At 50.2% G+C, this 14806-nt stretch carries 17 protein-coding genes; 7 read left to right on the forward strand and 10 right to left on the reverse strand.

All coding sequences use genetic code 11. The features are described from left to right. Positions 1-11 precede the first annotated feature (11 nt). Complete coding sequence (locus tag QOL81_RS14715; RefSeq protein WP_197757979.1) at positions 12-788, forward strand: metal-dependent hydrolase; 777 nt, start codon at positions 12-14, stop codon at positions 786-788. 343 nt (positions 789-1131) lie between these two features. Continuing rightward, the gene (ptsG, locus tag QOL81_RS14720; protein WP_016928184.1) at positions 1132-2565 is read left to right on the forward strand and encodes a PTS glucose transporter subunit IIBC; all 1434 of its coding nucleotides are present in this window, start codon (positions 1132-1134) and stop codon (positions 2563-2565) included. A gap of 176 nt (positions 2566-2741) precedes the next feature. Here ptsG and QOL81_RS14725 read toward each other — a convergent pair whose 3' ends face one another. Further along, positions 2742-2990, reverse strand: coding sequence for an Ogr/Delta-like zinc finger protein (locus tag QOL81_RS14725; protein WP_075335076.1), 249 nt, complete (start codon positions 2988-2990; stop codon positions 2742-2744). 11 nt (positions 2991-3001) lie between these two features. On the opposite strand from QOL81_RS14725, the gene QOL81_RS14730 reads away from it, so the two are divergent. Next, positions 3002-3913, forward strand: a complete 912-nt coding sequence (locus tag QOL81_RS14730) for a phage portal protein (RefSeq protein WP_230458159.1) — start codon at positions 3002-3004, stop codon at positions 3911-3913. Between the two features lie 390 nt (positions 3914-4303). Here the strand turns inward: QOL81_RS14730 and QOL81_RS14735 are convergent, their stop codons facing one another. The 6 genes from QOL81_RS14735 to QOL81_RS14760 form a co-directional block, all read right to left on the reverse strand. Then, a complete protein-coding gene (locus QOL81_RS14735) occupies positions 4304-6295 on the reverse strand; it encodes a hypothetical protein (RefSeq protein WP_283439897.1) in 1992 nt (663 codons plus the stop codon). 106 nt (positions 6296-6401) lie between these two features. Next, on the reverse strand, positions 6402-7088 hold the full coding sequence (locus tag QOL81_RS14740; protein WP_283439898.1) for a hypothetical protein: 687 nt from the start codon (positions 7086-7088) through the stop codon (positions 6402-6404). Between the two features lie 38 nt (positions 7089-7126). Further along, the gene (locus tag QOL81_RS14745) at positions 7127-9583 is read right to left on the reverse strand and encodes a replication endonuclease (RefSeq protein WP_283439899.1); all 2457 of its coding nucleotides are present in this window, start codon (positions 9581-9583) and stop codon (positions 7127-7129) included. A 119-nt stretch (positions 9584-9702) separates the two neighbouring features. Further along, entirely contained in the window at positions 9703-10569 is an 867-nt protein-coding gene (locus tag QOL81_RS14750) for a Dam family site-specific DNA-(adenine-N6)-methyltransferase (protein WP_283439900.1), read from the reverse strand. Beyond that, complete coding sequence (locus tag QOL81_RS14755; protein ID WP_072062304.1) at positions 10566-10790, reverse strand: TraR/DksA family transcriptional regulator; 225 nt, start codon at positions 10788-10790, stop codon at positions 10566-10568. The genes QOL81_RS14750 and QOL81_RS14755 overlap by 4 nt, the downstream gene beginning before the upstream one ends. Positions 10791-10938: 148 nt before the next feature. Then, the gene (locus tag QOL81_RS14760; protein WP_048233405.1) at positions 10939-11139 is read right to left on the reverse strand and encodes a hypothetical protein; all 201 of its coding nucleotides are present in this window, start codon (positions 11137-11139) and stop codon (positions 10939-10941) included. A 425-nt stretch (positions 11140-11564) separates the two neighbouring features. On the opposite strand from QOL81_RS14760, the gene QOL81_RS14765 reads away from it, so the two are divergent. Beyond that, positions 11565-12035 carry a hypothetical protein gene (locus QOL81_RS14765; RefSeq protein WP_072271152.1) on the forward strand — a complete coding sequence of 157 codons (471 nt, stop codon included), beginning with the start codon at positions 11565-11567 and terminating at the stop codon, positions 12033-12035. A gap of 91 nt (positions 12036-12126) precedes the next feature. Here QOL81_RS14765 and QOL81_RS14770 read toward each other — a convergent pair whose 3' ends face one another. The 3 genes from QOL81_RS14770 to QOL81_RS14780 are packed head-to-tail and all read right to left on the reverse strand — an operon-like array spanning position 12127 to position 12880. Further along, the gene (locus tag QOL81_RS14770; protein ID WP_048233408.1) at positions 12127-12390 is read right to left on the reverse strand and encodes a hypothetical protein; all 264 of its coding nucleotides are present in this window, start codon (positions 12388-12390) and stop codon (positions 12127-12129) included. Next, entirely contained in the window at positions 12387-12599 is a 213-nt protein-coding gene (locus tag QOL81_RS14775) for a DUF4761 family protein (protein ID WP_048233410.1), read from the reverse strand. Before QOL81_RS14775 ends, QOL81_RS14770 begins: the two co-directional genes overlap by 4 nt. A gap of 11 nt (positions 12600-12610) precedes the next feature. Beyond that, positions 12611-12880, reverse strand: a complete 270-nt coding sequence (locus QOL81_RS14780; protein WP_048233866.1) for a hypothetical protein — start codon at positions 12878-12880, stop codon at positions 12611-12613. An 87-nt stretch (positions 12881-12967) separates the two neighbouring features. Between QOL81_RS14780 and QOL81_RS14785 the strand changes: the two genes are divergently transcribed. From QOL81_RS14785 to QOL81_RS14795, 3 genes are all read left to right on the forward strand, one after another. Beyond that, complete coding sequence (locus QOL81_RS14785; RefSeq protein ID WP_086579645.1) at positions 12968-13267, forward strand: helix-turn-helix domain-containing protein; 300 nt, start codon at positions 12968-12970, stop codon at positions 13265-13267. Between the two features lie 64 nt (positions 13268-13331). Next, positions 13332-14330: a phage integrase gene (locus QOL81_RS14790; RefSeq protein ID WP_283439901.1), complete on the forward strand. Its 999-nt coding sequence runs from the start codon at positions 13332-13334 to the stop codon at positions 14328-14330. Beyond that, complete coding sequence (locus QOL81_RS14795) at positions 14323-14571, forward strand: DUF8087 domain-containing protein (RefSeq protein WP_283439902.1); 249 nt, start codon at positions 14323-14325, stop codon at positions 14569-14571. The genes QOL81_RS14790 and QOL81_RS14795 overlap by 8 nt, the downstream gene beginning before the upstream one ends. The last annotated feature ends 235 nt before the right edge of the window (positions 14572-14806 follow it).

Raw genomic sequence — 14806 nt, forward strand, 5'->3', positions numbered from 1 at the left:
AGTTAAACATTATGTTGTTAGTCGATTCTCATTGCCACCTTGACAGTCTGGATTATCAAACGCTGCACCAGAATGTGGACGATGCGCTGGCCAAGGCCAAAGCATGCGACGTCGGCTATGTGCTGGCGGTCGCTACCACGCTGCCGGGCTACCGTTCCATGACCGAGCTGATCGGTAAGCGCAACGACGTGGCCTTCTCCTGCGGGGTGCATCCGCTTAATCTGGAAGAGGGGTATGATTACGCCGAGCTGCGCCGCCTGGCGGCGGCGGAACAGGTGGTAGCGCTGGGGGAAACCGGGCTCGATTACTTCTACCAGAAAGACAATCTTGAGCTGCAGCAGGACTCTTTCCGCGAACATATCCGCATCGGCCGGGATCTGAACAAGCCGGTGATCGTCCACACCCGTGATGCGCGCGAGGACACGCTGGCGATCCTGCGTGAAGAGAACGCACAGGACTGCGGCGGCGTACTTCACTGCTTCACCGAAGATCTGGCCACGGCCGAAGCGCTGCTGGATCTGGGCTTCTACATTTCCTTCTCGGGCATCGTGACCTTCCGCAACGCTGAACAACTGCGTGAGGTGGCCCGCTATGTGCCGCTGGACCGCATTCTGGTGGAAACCGATTCACCTTATCTGGCGCCGGTGCCGCATCGCGGCAAAGAAAACCAACCCGCCTATGTGCGCGATGTGGCTGAATACATGGCGGTATTGAAGGGCGTCAGCCTGGAACAACTGGCCGAAGCGACCACCGCCAACTTTTCACGCTTATTTCACCTCGATCTGTGATCTTTGACCTAGGCTATAGCTGTAGGTCATTGTCTGCGTAATTTTTTTTAAGCTCGTAATTAATCACTGAAACGGGTAAGGTTCCTTCCCGTTTCAGGGTGATTGATGCGTGTTTTTTGGCCTTTTTTGCCAGAAAACAGCCGCTTTATGCAAAGTTACCGCGGCTCGATCATCGAAACGTGATTGTCATCAAACATTGCGCAGGCTATTTATTTTACTCTGCGTAATAAATTCAAGGGGTGCTCAGACACCCTGAATTGCAGGGGTTTTTCTCCCCCCCTTGCAGCGCGAATTATCGCGACAAGAAGTAGCAAAGCATTATTACTCAGGAGCACACTCAACTATGTTCAAGAACGCATTTGCAAACCTGCAAAAAGTAGGTAAATCGCTCATGCTGCCGGTGTCCGTGTTGCCTATCGCAGGTATCCTGCTGGGCGTCGGCTCCGCCAACTTTAGCTGGCTACCTGCGGTAGTCTCCCACGTGATGGCGGAAGCGGGCGGTTCGGTCTTCGCCAACATGCCGCTGATTTTCGCCATCGGCGTCGCTTTGGGCTTCACCAACAACGACGGCGTTTCCGCGCTGGCGGCGGTGGTGGCCTACGGCATCATGGTGAAAACCATGGCGGTGGTTGCGCCGCTGGTGCTGCACCTGCCGGCTGAAGAGATTGCGGCCAAACACCTGGCGGATACCGGTGTGCTCGGGGGGATTATCTCCGGTGCCATCGCGGCCTATATGTTCAACCGCTTCTTCCGCATTCAACTGCCGGAATACCTGGGCTTCTTTGCCGGTAAGCGCTTCGTGCCGATCATTTCCGGTCTGGCGGCGATCGTTCTGGGCGTAGTGCTGTCCTTCATCTGGCCGCCGATCGGTACGGCTATCCAGACCTTCTCGCAGTGGGCGGCTTATCAGAACCCGGTCGTGGCCTTCGGCATTTACGGCGTGGTTGAGCGTGCTCTGGTGCCATTCGGTCTGCACCACATCTGGAACGTACCGTTCCAAATGCAAATTGGTGAATTCACCAACGCGGCGGGCCAGGTATTCCACGGCGACATCCCTCGCTACATGGCGGGTGACCCAACCGCGGGCAAACTGTCCGGCGGCTTCCTGTTCAAAATGTACGGTCTGCCTGCTGCGGCCATCGCCATCTGGCACTCGGCCAAGCCGGAAAACCGCGCGAAAGTCGGCGGCATCATGATCTCTGCCGCGCTGACCTCGTTCCTGACCGGTATCACCGAGCCGATCGAGTTCTCCTTCATGTTCGTCGCGCCGATCCTGTACGTGATCCACGCTATCCTGGCCGGTCTGGCGTTCCCAATCTGTATCCTGTTGGGCATGCGTGACGGCACCAGCTTCTCGCATGGCCTGATCGACTTTATCGTACTGAGCGGCAACAGCAGCAAAATCTGGCTGTTCCCAATCGTCGGCATCGTCTACGGTCTGGTGTACTACACCATCTTCCGCGTGCTGATCGCCAAGCTGGATCTGAAAACCCCGGGCCGTGAAGACACCGCTGCCGAGCAGACTGCGCAGGGCGGTTCCGAAATGTCCGCGGCGCTGGTTCAGGCCTTCGGCGGTAAAGAAAACATCACTAACCTGGATGCTTGCATCACCCGTCTGCGCGTCAGCGTGGCCGACGTGTCCAAAGTTGACCAGGCGGGCCTGAAGAAACTGGGCGCAGCCGGCGTAGTCGTCGCTGGCTCCGGCGTGCAGGCCATCTTCGGCACCAAGTCCGACAACCTGAAAACCGATATGGACGAATACATCCGTAATCACTGATTCAGGCAGGGGAGTTGCCAAGGGAGGCGAAAGCCTCCCTTTTTTGTTGTTTATTTTATTGAAAAATATAAGTTTTATATTTTTGTTGACCACATTTTTACCCATCTGGTTTGCTTTGTGTCTGGCATCTCTATGAAAACAGATGATAAAAAACCCCGCTCAAAGGCGGGGCCGATTCATAGTGACAGGTTCAGCTGATCACGCCCATAGTGGGACGTTGGGAAGGCGTCTTGCGGGATAAAGTCGGGCGGTAATTCTTCGCGCGGGTCGCGCTTTGTTACCAGCTTTTCAACGCTGTTTAGCGTCGTGAACGTGATAATGCATTCGAAATTCTGACACTGATGATATTGGCGTATCGTCATTTCACTGAGACGGCGACTGGTGCGGGTGCGGGCCATAGTACCGCAGATCGGGCAAACAAACATGATGGCCTCCCATGGCGGGGGTTGAACTCCCCGTTATTATGGTCGTCAACGATACGCCGATCAGCTGGTACGGGCTGGCTCGCCAGTTCGGCCACGCCAGCTGGCACCAGTCGGCGCTGATATTCAAGCGTAACGTGCTGGCTGGTTGTTTCATCCCGCACAAGCTGCTGTCACGCCAGGCGTTCTCCGCCTTCGCCATGGATTGGGTGGTGTTCGGTAATGCTTACCTGGAGCTGCGCCGTAACGTGTTAGGCGGGCCGCTGGCACTGCACCACACGCTGGCGAAGTACACGCGCCGCGGCTCTGACCTGGATACTTACTGGTTTATCCAGGCGGGGTTTGATGATTATCAGTTTCCAACCGGCGCCGTCTGCCATGTGATCAACCCGGACATTCACCAGGAGATCTACGGCATGCCGGAATATTTCGCGGGCCTGCTATCCGCGAACCTTTCGCACTCGGCCGACACGTTCCGCAAGCTGTACTATGACAACGGCAGCCATGCCGGCTGTATCGTCTATGTCAACAGCGCCATCGCCGATCAGGAGAGCCTCGACAAGCTTAAGAAGACGCTGACCGACACGCGCCGCGGCGGGGCGTTCAAAAACATCCTGCTGCACGCGCCTAACGGCGGTAAGGACTCGGTGCAGATCCTGCCGTTTAGCCAGATCTCAGCCAAGGATGAATTCCTGGGCGTCAAGTCCGCCACGCGTGACGATATCCTCGCCGCGCACCGCGTGCCGCCGCAGCTGATGGGCGCCATGCCGGAAGGTAACGGCACCTTCGGCGACGTGGAGAAAGCGGCGCGGGTGTTCGCCATCAATGAGCTGACGCCCATCATGGAAGCCATGAAGCACGTCAACGACTGGATGGGGGAGGAAGTGATCCGCTTCAATCCGTATGCACTGCTCGATGTAGAGTAACCCCGGCGCTGCAGCACGGCCGCCGCTGTCTATGGCGGCCATCCCACATCAAGTAGCCCCATCACGCGCCACGCCTATCACTTCGAATCGTTCCCCACCGCCAGCCGCGCTATGCGGGCCGCTGGCGCGTTAACGCCTGTTCATCACCTCAATAGCATCACGACGGCGAGAGCCTCACAGCGACCCACTCAGGCAACACATGACCCCCTTCCCATACCCCAAAGCGCGCGCTTGCTCCCCCGCCTCGCCTGCGCGTCTCACACCCTCTTTTTTGTGCAAGATCCAAAGTAGATCGAACCCGCGCCAGCATTGGCGCAGGTTCGCAATAGTGGAGATCGAATTATTGTGCAAAATTGTGCACGTTTTTGCATCTATATGTAGACTGATTTATCAACCTATTTTTGCAACTACTGAATCAATTACTTTCTCTCTTTTTCTGACTCTAAATTGTACGTCTTCTTTATTAGTAATGATATCTAAGGCAATTTTTTCTAAGAAATCCTCATGTAATTTGCTCTTAACACTATTGAGGAAAAGTATTGTATCGCCCGCACTATCTTCAGATGTAATATCTTTTGCGCACTGGCTGCTAGGGTTGAGTTTATTATTCAAAATCAAAATTAGTGCAACAGCATAATCAGCAAAGGAGTACACTTCTGATATATATGAAATGCCTGACTCCCGTTCTCTTATGTTTATATCATCGAATGGGGTTACATAATCAAGATGCGGCGAAAAAAGGTTTGCGTAAGTCTCTTCAATATAATAAATGCCATTTATTGCTTCAGGGTGTGACCATGCCTTAATGCATTTAATAATTTCTTTTTTTTCATTTTCCATTTCATCTTCATCGTTATAATTTGATGATATATAATCGAGTCTGTTTAGTAGCAACGAAAAATAACATTTCATTGCCATTATTAGCATGTGATGACTTGCCTTTATTTTTCTATTTGCAGGGATTGAAAATCCGAATCGTTTAATTGTAAAGTGCTTTGATGCAATTAGAAAGAATTCGTAGTCACGTCTGGTAATCATTTTGGCTAGCCATGATAGGTATTTCCCAAGGTTTGTTTCATTGTTCCGGGAAGTTGTCACATGATAACCGAATGAGGTATTTAATTGATGGAGATATGTCTTAAAATCTTCTTTTTCTAAACGGTCGTATGGGTAATTTAGCATAAAGCTAAAGGCTTTACCATTGTCATTATAACTTGATTTTACGACACTATTAACAAATTTTTTAAAAAAATCACGCAATATGAATACATTCAATTGTTTTGTTTTGTTTTGTTTGTAGAAAAAGTCTTCTAGTTTAGATATGTTATCCGATATATTTCTTTCAGTGCTTAATGCTATAAATGAGTCTAATGAAAATTGAGTGAATAGATCTTTGCTGGAAATCATGGAACTATAAATACTTCTAAATGTGGAGCTTAATAATATTTTGTGATATTTGTAAAACTCCGGTTTTTCTTTTATTTCAAAGCAAGAGACTATTAACCTGCTAAGTTTTTTATCAGATATGCTTTTGTTACCGATAAGCGAGTAAGTTATCTTTATTTCACTGCCTTTGTGAAAGTGATCAATCATTATGCTTACAGATGTCGTGTCATCTATTTTTTTTATTTCATTAGATAATTTTTTAAATTTATTAATATTTAATTTTGATATTTTTTTATTTTCATCAAAAGAAATTGTCTCATAAGTTGCGCCGGGTGTTGATGATGTAATTGCTCTAATAGGGACGATGTTATTAAATTTATTGTTTATTTCGAGAAATTCCCTTGTGATAAGATACGGCTCTGCAACCTCATCGTCTAGAAGTTTTGTGCATAGCTTTATTTCGCTGAGCATAATCAGACCAGCTTGTTCATTATTTTCTATTACTTTATATAGAGAGTGGTAAATTCGTAGGTAATTTAAGAAAAATAAAAGAGATGCAATGATAGATATAAAGTAAACTATCAAGCCGCCACCAAAAGAGTAAAAGAAAATTCCATAAATCAAATATAATACAGAATTTAAACTGAAGCTTGAAAAATTGAAGTTTCTAAGTATTATTTTCCTGTTAACGGAGTGATAGGACTCTTCCACGGAATCTGAAATTTGGTTTATTATCATTCCAATAAAAGATATGGTGAGAGCAACCAGGGTGCCATGAATTGCCAGAACACCTATCCATGTGCTGTTAACCCATGATAATACTGTGGTTGCTGTCAATGCTGGTGAAATAAAAAGCCATTGACTCCCATATTCATTAATAAACCCCATGATGGTGATTGTTAGCCCAAAGAAGAATAATATAAAGAAAATGGCTAGTGAGCTTCGATTTTCTTTAAAGAAAAAGCTATTGTTTTTTGTGCTGGGTTGAATAATCATTTCAATTCTCTTGCTGGAGAGGTGAGTAAAATTTTTAATGCTGCAAATGACATTTCATGATTAAATTATTATTTCCCGTGTATTGGTGTGGGATTTGATAGCTAATTTATTTTACCCTTGTGCATAATTTAGATAATTCTTTGCATTGAATGTCAAGCTTGTTCAAAACAGGGTTTTGATCTAAAAAAAGCCACAAGAATCTAAACTCTTTTTGAACTGCATAAGGAATAGCCGGTTTTATAAAACCAATGTTTACTTTTGGTACGTTTAGATCCGTACCTTCTCTGTCCAAGTAATGAACGTCATCATATAACGCTTGAATTCTTGTATTCTTGTGAATCCTGGCTATCTGTTCAGTAACGAGTACACAAAATTTGTGTGCATTGGATATTTCAACACAGTATTTACCAAATGAGTCAGAAAATATATCTGGGTCAAAATATTTTGTAGTGCACAAAATGTAAGCATCATCTAATCTTCTTCTTGCTGTAATGTCCGCAAAGGAGTTTCCTCTCGACTCGGGGTCTACTCTAACCCCAGCCCATCTTAAGGCTTCAATTTGTTTTTTGCTTGGTTCATAATCATTCACTAAACTTATGCTATGTTTCCAAGTCGCTTCACCTTTATCACCTTGCTCTGCATTTTCATAATCTCGACAGGCATTAAGGGTGCTAATTCGTATTTTTCCTTGGCAAAACTCATTGGCATATTCTTCTTTATCAAAGAATCTGTATACTTTTCCTGTGTAGCCAAGGGACTGTAATTTTGTATTTACAATGATATTATTACTCATTTAATTATAACCTTTTAAACTTTCTAATGGGTAAGAATTTAAAGCTTACTCCAACTCTGGATTTTTTTCACTCTTCTCATCAAGTTTTTAACGCGCAGATCTCTTGCTCGCCTCTCTCGATATATAATACCGTCATGTCCGGCTCGATATTCGATACTTTGGATATTGACAGTGTGTCCCATGACTAGCCTTCGCAGTGCCGATCTGCTGATATCTATCCCGATTGTGTAAGCATAGTCATCCAATTTCTCGATTAAATTATCATGTTGTGAAGATAGCGCCCGTTCTCCTAGTGTAAGTGGTCGCTTTTCAGGCCTGCAGTTCAGTGTTTTCTGGTCCATATTTCTCAACCGCGTCAGTAAATCGCGCCGTTCTTTGTATCCCAACCTTTCAAAATCAGTACCTTTCGGCTCTCCATGTGCGGCAATCCCGGCCTCTAAACTGTTCGGATCTTGTTCAAGGGGACAGTTATTGCCACGAGTCCAAGGGGCGGAGGGGCCGCCCTGACGGTCAACGTCAAACCCGAAGCGATCGCCGCCGGTGGCGTCGGTCGCTGGGTTCGGGGTGTCGCTGGCCGTCTTGCGCACCATTTGCCAGTCGCCGGTGTGGGTGCAGATGCGGGAGTTATCGCCCAGGCGTGGCGACCAGATGCCATAGATTTGCGTGCCGTGATCGCCGTAGGTGTTGGGCTTGTCTGCCAGAGTGTAAGCGGTGCGGACAACGTGGTATTTGCGAGGAACCAACACGCCGCCCTGTTTACTGATGTAGGTCGCGAAGCAGCCGACGTCAGCGGCAGCCAGCACGGCGTCCATCTGCTTGTCGGCCAGCAACTGGGCGCCGGGCTTTCTCGGCTGTTGTGGATCTTGCTTCCGGTTGAGCTGTCCGGCTAGCAAACGCAATTCACGATAAGCCTGACGTGATGGAATGCCGAAGAAGCGGAACTGTTGCACGCGGTGCAGCGATGCCCAGGCGGTGACGTTCTCTACCGTGTCTTTCAGCGATTTGCCGGTCTCTTTGCTGATGGTGTCTTTCAGCCCGCGGCCGTCCACGTTCTTACTGATGTATTTCGCCAGATAGGACGTCGGCGTGCCTTTCCGCTTGGTGATCAGCTCGGCGTCAAAACGCGGCTTGATGTTCTTGCCCAGGCCTGGCCCCAGCTCGGCGCGGTCTTCACGAATGGCGAAATTGCGCATCAATGTGGTGATCGCCTTTCGGTCTTTCTTGCGCATAAAGCACAGCAGATGCCAGTGGACTGTTCCGTCGTGGTGCGGTTCAGCGACGCGCACGCCGTACCAGCGCAGCCCCTTGCGGTGCATAGCCTTGCGGATACCGGCGAACAGATTAACCAGGTAGTCGCTGGTTTCCCGCGGGGTGGTGTGGTTCCACTTCGGGTTAGGCTTTCCGCTCGACAGCGTCGCGTGATATTTCGACGGGCAGGTGATCGTATAGAAAACAGCGCAGTCGCCGCGCATTTCTGCCAGCAGTTCCAATCCTTTGGAGCAGGCCATCATTTCGTTACGGCGGTGTTTCGGGTTGCTGTTGCTGGCGGCGATCACGTCTTCCATCGATAGGGTGACGCCGTCGTCGTTGACCAGTTCGTGCGCCTTGAAAAACTCCATGGCTTTGCGGCGCTGTTCGCGCTTATGCAGCAAGGCGTCGTGGCTGATGTAGACGGATGCGTGTTTGCTTACCAGACAGACGGAGCGGAGCTGGGCTTCGCGCCATTCGCAGCGTAGCCGCCATAATTTGCGATACCACCAGTCCGAGCAGCGCAGGCGGGCCAGCGCACCGTGTATCAGGTGATAGGGGATCTCCGCGCGGCGGGTGCCTTGGTGCAGTAACGCATGATAGCCCGGCGGCTGTACGGACAACTTCGCCGCTTCATCGGCAACCAGGCGGTACAGCTGCAACAAATCATCCAGCGGGATGTTGTCGGGGTCGTCGACTATCTCTTCATAGAGATCGATAAATCGCAGTTCCATATGGGCTGCAACTTTCACGGCCAATCCTTTCACCTCGTCTTGGTACAGTTGAGGCAAATCCAATAGGGCGTCCAGGCCGTCGCGGCCTGCCATGTAACGAAATCCGATACTTTGCTGGCGGTTACGTACCGCCTCCAACCGTGCCAATTCGCTTTTTACGATGTCGCATAAAAACGCATTGGCCCGATCGTCGCCGTGTTCCCGGCGCAGATAATCGACCCGCTGTTGCAGCGGTTGGCGGATAAATTTTGGTTGAGCGTTCAGGTCTGCCTGGGCGGCCAGCGCTGGATCATGCTGTTGCATTGTCTTCGTCAGTTGGGCCTGGCCCAGCCGTTTTTCTTGGAGGAAGTCTTGCAGCTCAGGGTCGCGTTCTTCGGTGTTGAAAAATTTGCGCCAGGCGGCTTCGGCCAGAGCTTCTTTGTGTTCGGCTAGGTCACGGCGCTCGTTAGCGTACAGAGCGATGATATCGGCCAGCGATTGCAGATTTGGGGAGGGCTGGAATGGTTCATCCAAATAAGGGTTCACTGCTGGGCGCGGTGCGTTCCAGGAGAAGGAAAAATTAGGGGCAACCGCGCCGCTGCCCGGATAGGGTAGCGGCGGGGATGGCTGGCGTCGTCCGCGTGAGTTATTCGTCACTCGGAGTTACCTGCCCCTATCTTTTGATACCAGCCGATACCGGTATCTTGTGGTCTCATGGTTGCGATGATCTCGCCAGCATCTGCACGGCTGGCAGCTTTAGCGCTGACCGACCGGCGGGCAGTGAGCGTGGTGATAGCAAAATCGGAGTACAGCGCCTTGGCTGTGTCTGTCTCGCTGTTCGACGCTACGACGTGACGGCCGCGTTTAGCGGCGATGCGCAGCATGCGGGCCAGCTTTTGCTGCTGCTCGTTGGTAAAGCCGTCAGTGTGATAGCTGGTAAAGCTGGCGGTGGCGCTGGCTGGGATGTAAGGCGGATCGCAATAAATCACGTCGCCGGCCTGGGCCATCCTGATCGCTTCCGGGAAGGTACAGCACAGGAATACCGCTTTTTTGGCCTGCGCCTTTTCCGCGAAGGCTCTGGTCTCGTCTTCTGGAAAGTAGGGCGCCATTCGATGACCGAACGGCGAATTGAACTCGCCGCGCAGGTTGTAGCGGCATACACCGTTGAAGGTGTGGCGGTTCAGGTAAAGGAACTGCGCGGCGCGATAGATGAAATTGCTGTCACAGCACAGATTGAAGTCGGCCCGCACAGCGTAATATCCAGCCTCGCTGGCGTGCTCCTTGAACAGGTGGCGCGCTTCGCGGATCAGCACCTCAGGATGGTTTTTTGCGACGTTGTGGAAATTGATCAGATCGCTGTTGATATCGCACAGCAGATAACTGTCATAGTCGGTATTGAGGAATACTGCACCGGAGCCGACGAACGGCTCAACCAGCCGTTTCCCTTCCGGCAGATGCTGGCGCAGTGTGTCGATGATACGGGCTTTGCTGCCGAGCCATTTAAGGGCGGGCTTGTTCATGGGTTACCTCTGATATGTCGTGCTTTGGCTTCATGGATTTCCTGGCAGGTAACGCAGCGCGTTACGCCATGAACGAGAGCGCGGCGTGCTTCTGGTATCGGTGCATCGCAGGTTTCGCAAGTGAACGCAGAAGGCCCACACGGCTGTGGACGAGCGCTAGCGATTTGAGACTCAAGAACCAGTTGATGCCGCTCCTGAGCTATATCGATTTGGTCAGCCATTGTTGTTCCTAGTCGTAATTGCGTTGTTCTGGCGGCAAACACTGCCGATTGAATGCACGGCAAAATTTGCAATAGCGGTAGATAACCCAGCCAACCAATCCCATGGAGATAACCGCCCAAACAGCAGCGAGTGAGAAGAAGAACGCCATCATTGCGTTGTCTCCGGCTTGGTTTCGTTGGCGGAGGGGCGGCGAAGGTTGATCCAGTCTTTTAGCGCACTGAATACCTGGTCGCGGGAGGTTTTATCGGCCGCAAGGCGATCAAGTTTGCTCTCTAACAGCTCAAGTAATTGCAACCGTTCAGAACTGCGCGCATTCATAAAAGCTGTGTGTAATTCGTCATCGTGCATAACCCCTCCTGAATATAGGGTGTGAGAATCCCGCCACCTTGAAGCGACATTTTGTAGAGAACGTTATTTTTATATTTCAGTGAGTGCGCTAATTACTCACTGGAATATATGCCGGTTTTTAACCATGCCGGCTCATGGGAAGGGCAATCTATTTATCTGCTCTATTGCAGCCCACGCTTTTATAAGGACGCGACCAGATTTTAGTGATTGCCCAGAACGCTCCGGGATTACGCGCCCGGCCGCGTTGTGGTATCTTCGCCATGCCCACCAGGTTCTGGCAGGAACATGGGCATGACAACCACCCACCACAAGAAGGAGCCTCTATGGGCGACAATGACAATTCGCAATCTCGCGATAAATCCGATGACTTCCACGTGTTGCATAAACCTGAGCCACCGGAGGATGATGACGAGGAGTAAATTTTTATGGCACAACAGCCGACTGAGTATGCTTTGCGCTTCCGCATTTGGTACAGCTATTGGCTGGAGGTGATGACAGAAACTATTAACCGCAGAATTGATCTTACGGCTAATGCTGTGATGCTTATTCTTGGCGCTGGTATTTTTGCTAACAGCGGGCTCAGTCAGTTGTTTGGCGCTATAGTCGCAATTATTAGTGGTATTCGAGTTGCCTTTCAGCATGGAAAGAAATCCGAAGCTGCGCGTCAGCAGGCTAAGCGATATCTTTCGCTTATTAACGAAATGCATAACCTCAGTGTTGATGAGATGAACGCGCGCGTTAATATGCTTGAAGAGTTTGACAGTAATGCTCTCTCCAGCCTTTTTAACCCGGCAAGAAATCGAGCTATGATTTCGCTTGGTAAAAAGAAGCATCATGAAAAACTCTCCATTGTTGAACGTCTCGTTTCTGCTCTTGCTGGTGGCGTACCGCGTTAAACCTTTCCCCATTTGAGAGCGCATCCCGTGACGCCAATCACCCACCGTTAATGGAAGGGATGCACTCTCAGATGGGCCGGGTTAACCCGGCTCATGCAGATAATCCAGGTTGCGGAATATCGCCGTTGTTGCAGCGCATGATTAGGCGATCGATAACGGCGGCGGCCGGGCCATCGCCAGCGGCTTCTGCGGTGCTCAGTAAACCGGTCAGGCCAATGCACAGGCGGAAAGCGTAATCGTTCAGTGATACCTGACGTACCTCTGGCGCGGTGGCGGTCGCCATCTGCAAGTTGGCCGTTTTGGTGTGGTAGTGCTGCAGGAGTTCCTCAATGAGGATCTTGTAAGGCTGTTTCATTTTCTTCCCCGAGCTTTGACCATGTTGTCGACTGTGCGCATGGCTTCCGCCAGTGCGAAATCACGACCGAAATAATCCCCGTTGCTCATCAGTTGGTAGGCCGTGCGGTTCGTTTCGCTATGGCGCGGGCACTTATGGATAGTGAACCCACGGTAGACGAACGTGTGCTTCGAAAGCTGGATTAGGGCGCGCGGTTGCATCTCTGTCATGAGCGACCTCCTCAAGAGCCCATATGCGCGACAAACTTCTCCGCGTGACGTTTGGCATTCAGGTAGATGGCGTAAAGATTGACCCGGCGCTTGGCGCCTGGACGAGCTTGTAAAATCGGTAGGGCGCCGGTGTCGGCCTGAGTGCGGATCGTTTGCGGATTCTTACCAATGCGGCGCGCGTAATCAGAGATCGATTCCTCTAACAGGTCACCGAATGGGTAATCTGCAGGTAATTGATTTTCCCTCACTCCAATCACCTTTTTTTGTCGGTTTTTGTTCATAGTGATACCCTTTAAGATCACGCAGATTTCAGTTATTGAAGGTTCATAATTATGAACCAAGGTGACTTTAGTTCATAGGAATGAACCATGTCAAGCACTCTAGGCGACAAAGTGAAGGCGATCCGTAAGAGCGAAGGGGTCAGTCAGAGCGAATTTTGCGAAATAACAGGCATTTCGATCAGCACCGTGAAGAAGTATGAAACCGGCTTGATAGAGCCTGGTGGTACGACATTGATGAAGATTACGAGCAATGCGCGTTTCAAAAAATACACGATGTGGCTGATGACAGGGGATGTCGCGCCGGAAATCGGACAGATCTCTCCTGCTCTCTCCCCTGATGGACACGACAGCACATCCAACCACCAAAAAGGCCAGAAGGCTGGTTAACTGCTTGGCGTATAAAGAATTCGTGGGGTAAAGGTGGGATTTGTGCTGAAAGGAGTCTCTGGGGATGAGTATTAAGTCTCTTGGCGCTGACGGTTACATGGTGGATGTACGACCACAAGGTAGAGACGGGAAGCGCGTCCGCAAAAAGTTTAAAACGAAGTCTGAAGCGCAACAGTTCGAGCGCTGGGTGATTGCGACACAGAACAACAAAGAATGGCTCGATAAGCCCGCTGACCATCGCCCATTAACAGACCTGATCGATCTGTGGTGGAACCATCACGGCCAGCACCTGAAAGACGGAGTGAAGAGAGCGCAGAAATTGCGTGTCATGGCGGAGAAAATGGGGCAACCCAAAGCGAGCCAGATCACCCGCACTTTCTTCGCCGACTACCGGGCGCTGCGATTTGCTGAAGGCAAGAAAGCCAAGACAGTCAACCTTGACCAGGAAATGCTGGGTGGCGTGTTCTCCGTTCTCATCGAACTGGGGCATTACCACGGCGAGCACCCGCTCAAGGCCATGAAGAAAATGAAGCTGCCTGCGCAGGAAATGGGGTTTCTTACCCAGACCGAGATCGCCGCGCTGCAAGAGCGGCTTGAGGGCGATCACCTGAAGGCAGTTAGGCTTTGCCTGGCTACGGGCGCCCGCTGGGGTGAAGTGGCGAAACTGCGAAAGGAAGAGGTGATTGGCAACAAGGTCACCTACCTAAACACCAAGAACAACAAGAACCGGACGGTGCCGATCTCGCCCGAACTCTGCAAAGAGATCACCTGCGGCGTGAAGTCGGGGCCGCTGTTCAACGATCTGAATTATCCCTATGTCCGGCTGTGCGTGAAGGAAGTCGCGCCCGGCCTGCCGGCGGGTCAAGCGGTGCATGTGCTGCGGCATACGTTCGCCAGCCATTTCATGATGAATGGCGGCAACATTCTGGCGTTACAGCGGATTTTAGGGCATTCAAGCATTTTGCAAACAATGGTTTATGCGCATTTTGCGCCGGACTATTTAGAAGACGCGGTGAGATTTAACCCACTAGTAAACGTAAAGGAGAGCGTTGCCCATGTCTGATAATATTGAAGTGCCTAAAGAAGGTTTGTATGTATCCACAATTCCGGGTGGAGAACGTTTGGTTGTTGTTGATGTAAACGTGGTAGAGGATGACGATGATGAAGAAGGGGATGAAATCTTTTTCTTGGTAACATTCGTTAATGAAGGCGATGAGGGTGACATGTCAGCGCCAAGTTGGGAATTCGATTCCACTGAATGGCGGGAACATGTTGCGAGAGAGAAACTAGAATTTGTTGGCTAAGGTGTATTCACTCAGACTTGGGCTGAAAACATTCTCTGGCAGCACACAATCAAATCTGACAGTCTGCTCTAAGCGAAAAGGAGGCATACGCTTTAGTATAAATGACATTTAGTCATCACACTTTTGGTAGTTTGCCTTGGGTGCTCTTTAAAAGAATAAATAATTTAACGACTGAATCATTTTTTTCATGTAGGCTATAGTCTATTTAATTGAATGATTTCTATAAAAAATCAGA

This window comes from Serratia sp. CC22-02, from assembly GCF_900182895.1.
Lineage (GTDB): Bacteria > Pseudomonadota > Gammaproteobacteria > Enterobacterales > Enterobacteriaceae > Serratia > Serratia nevei.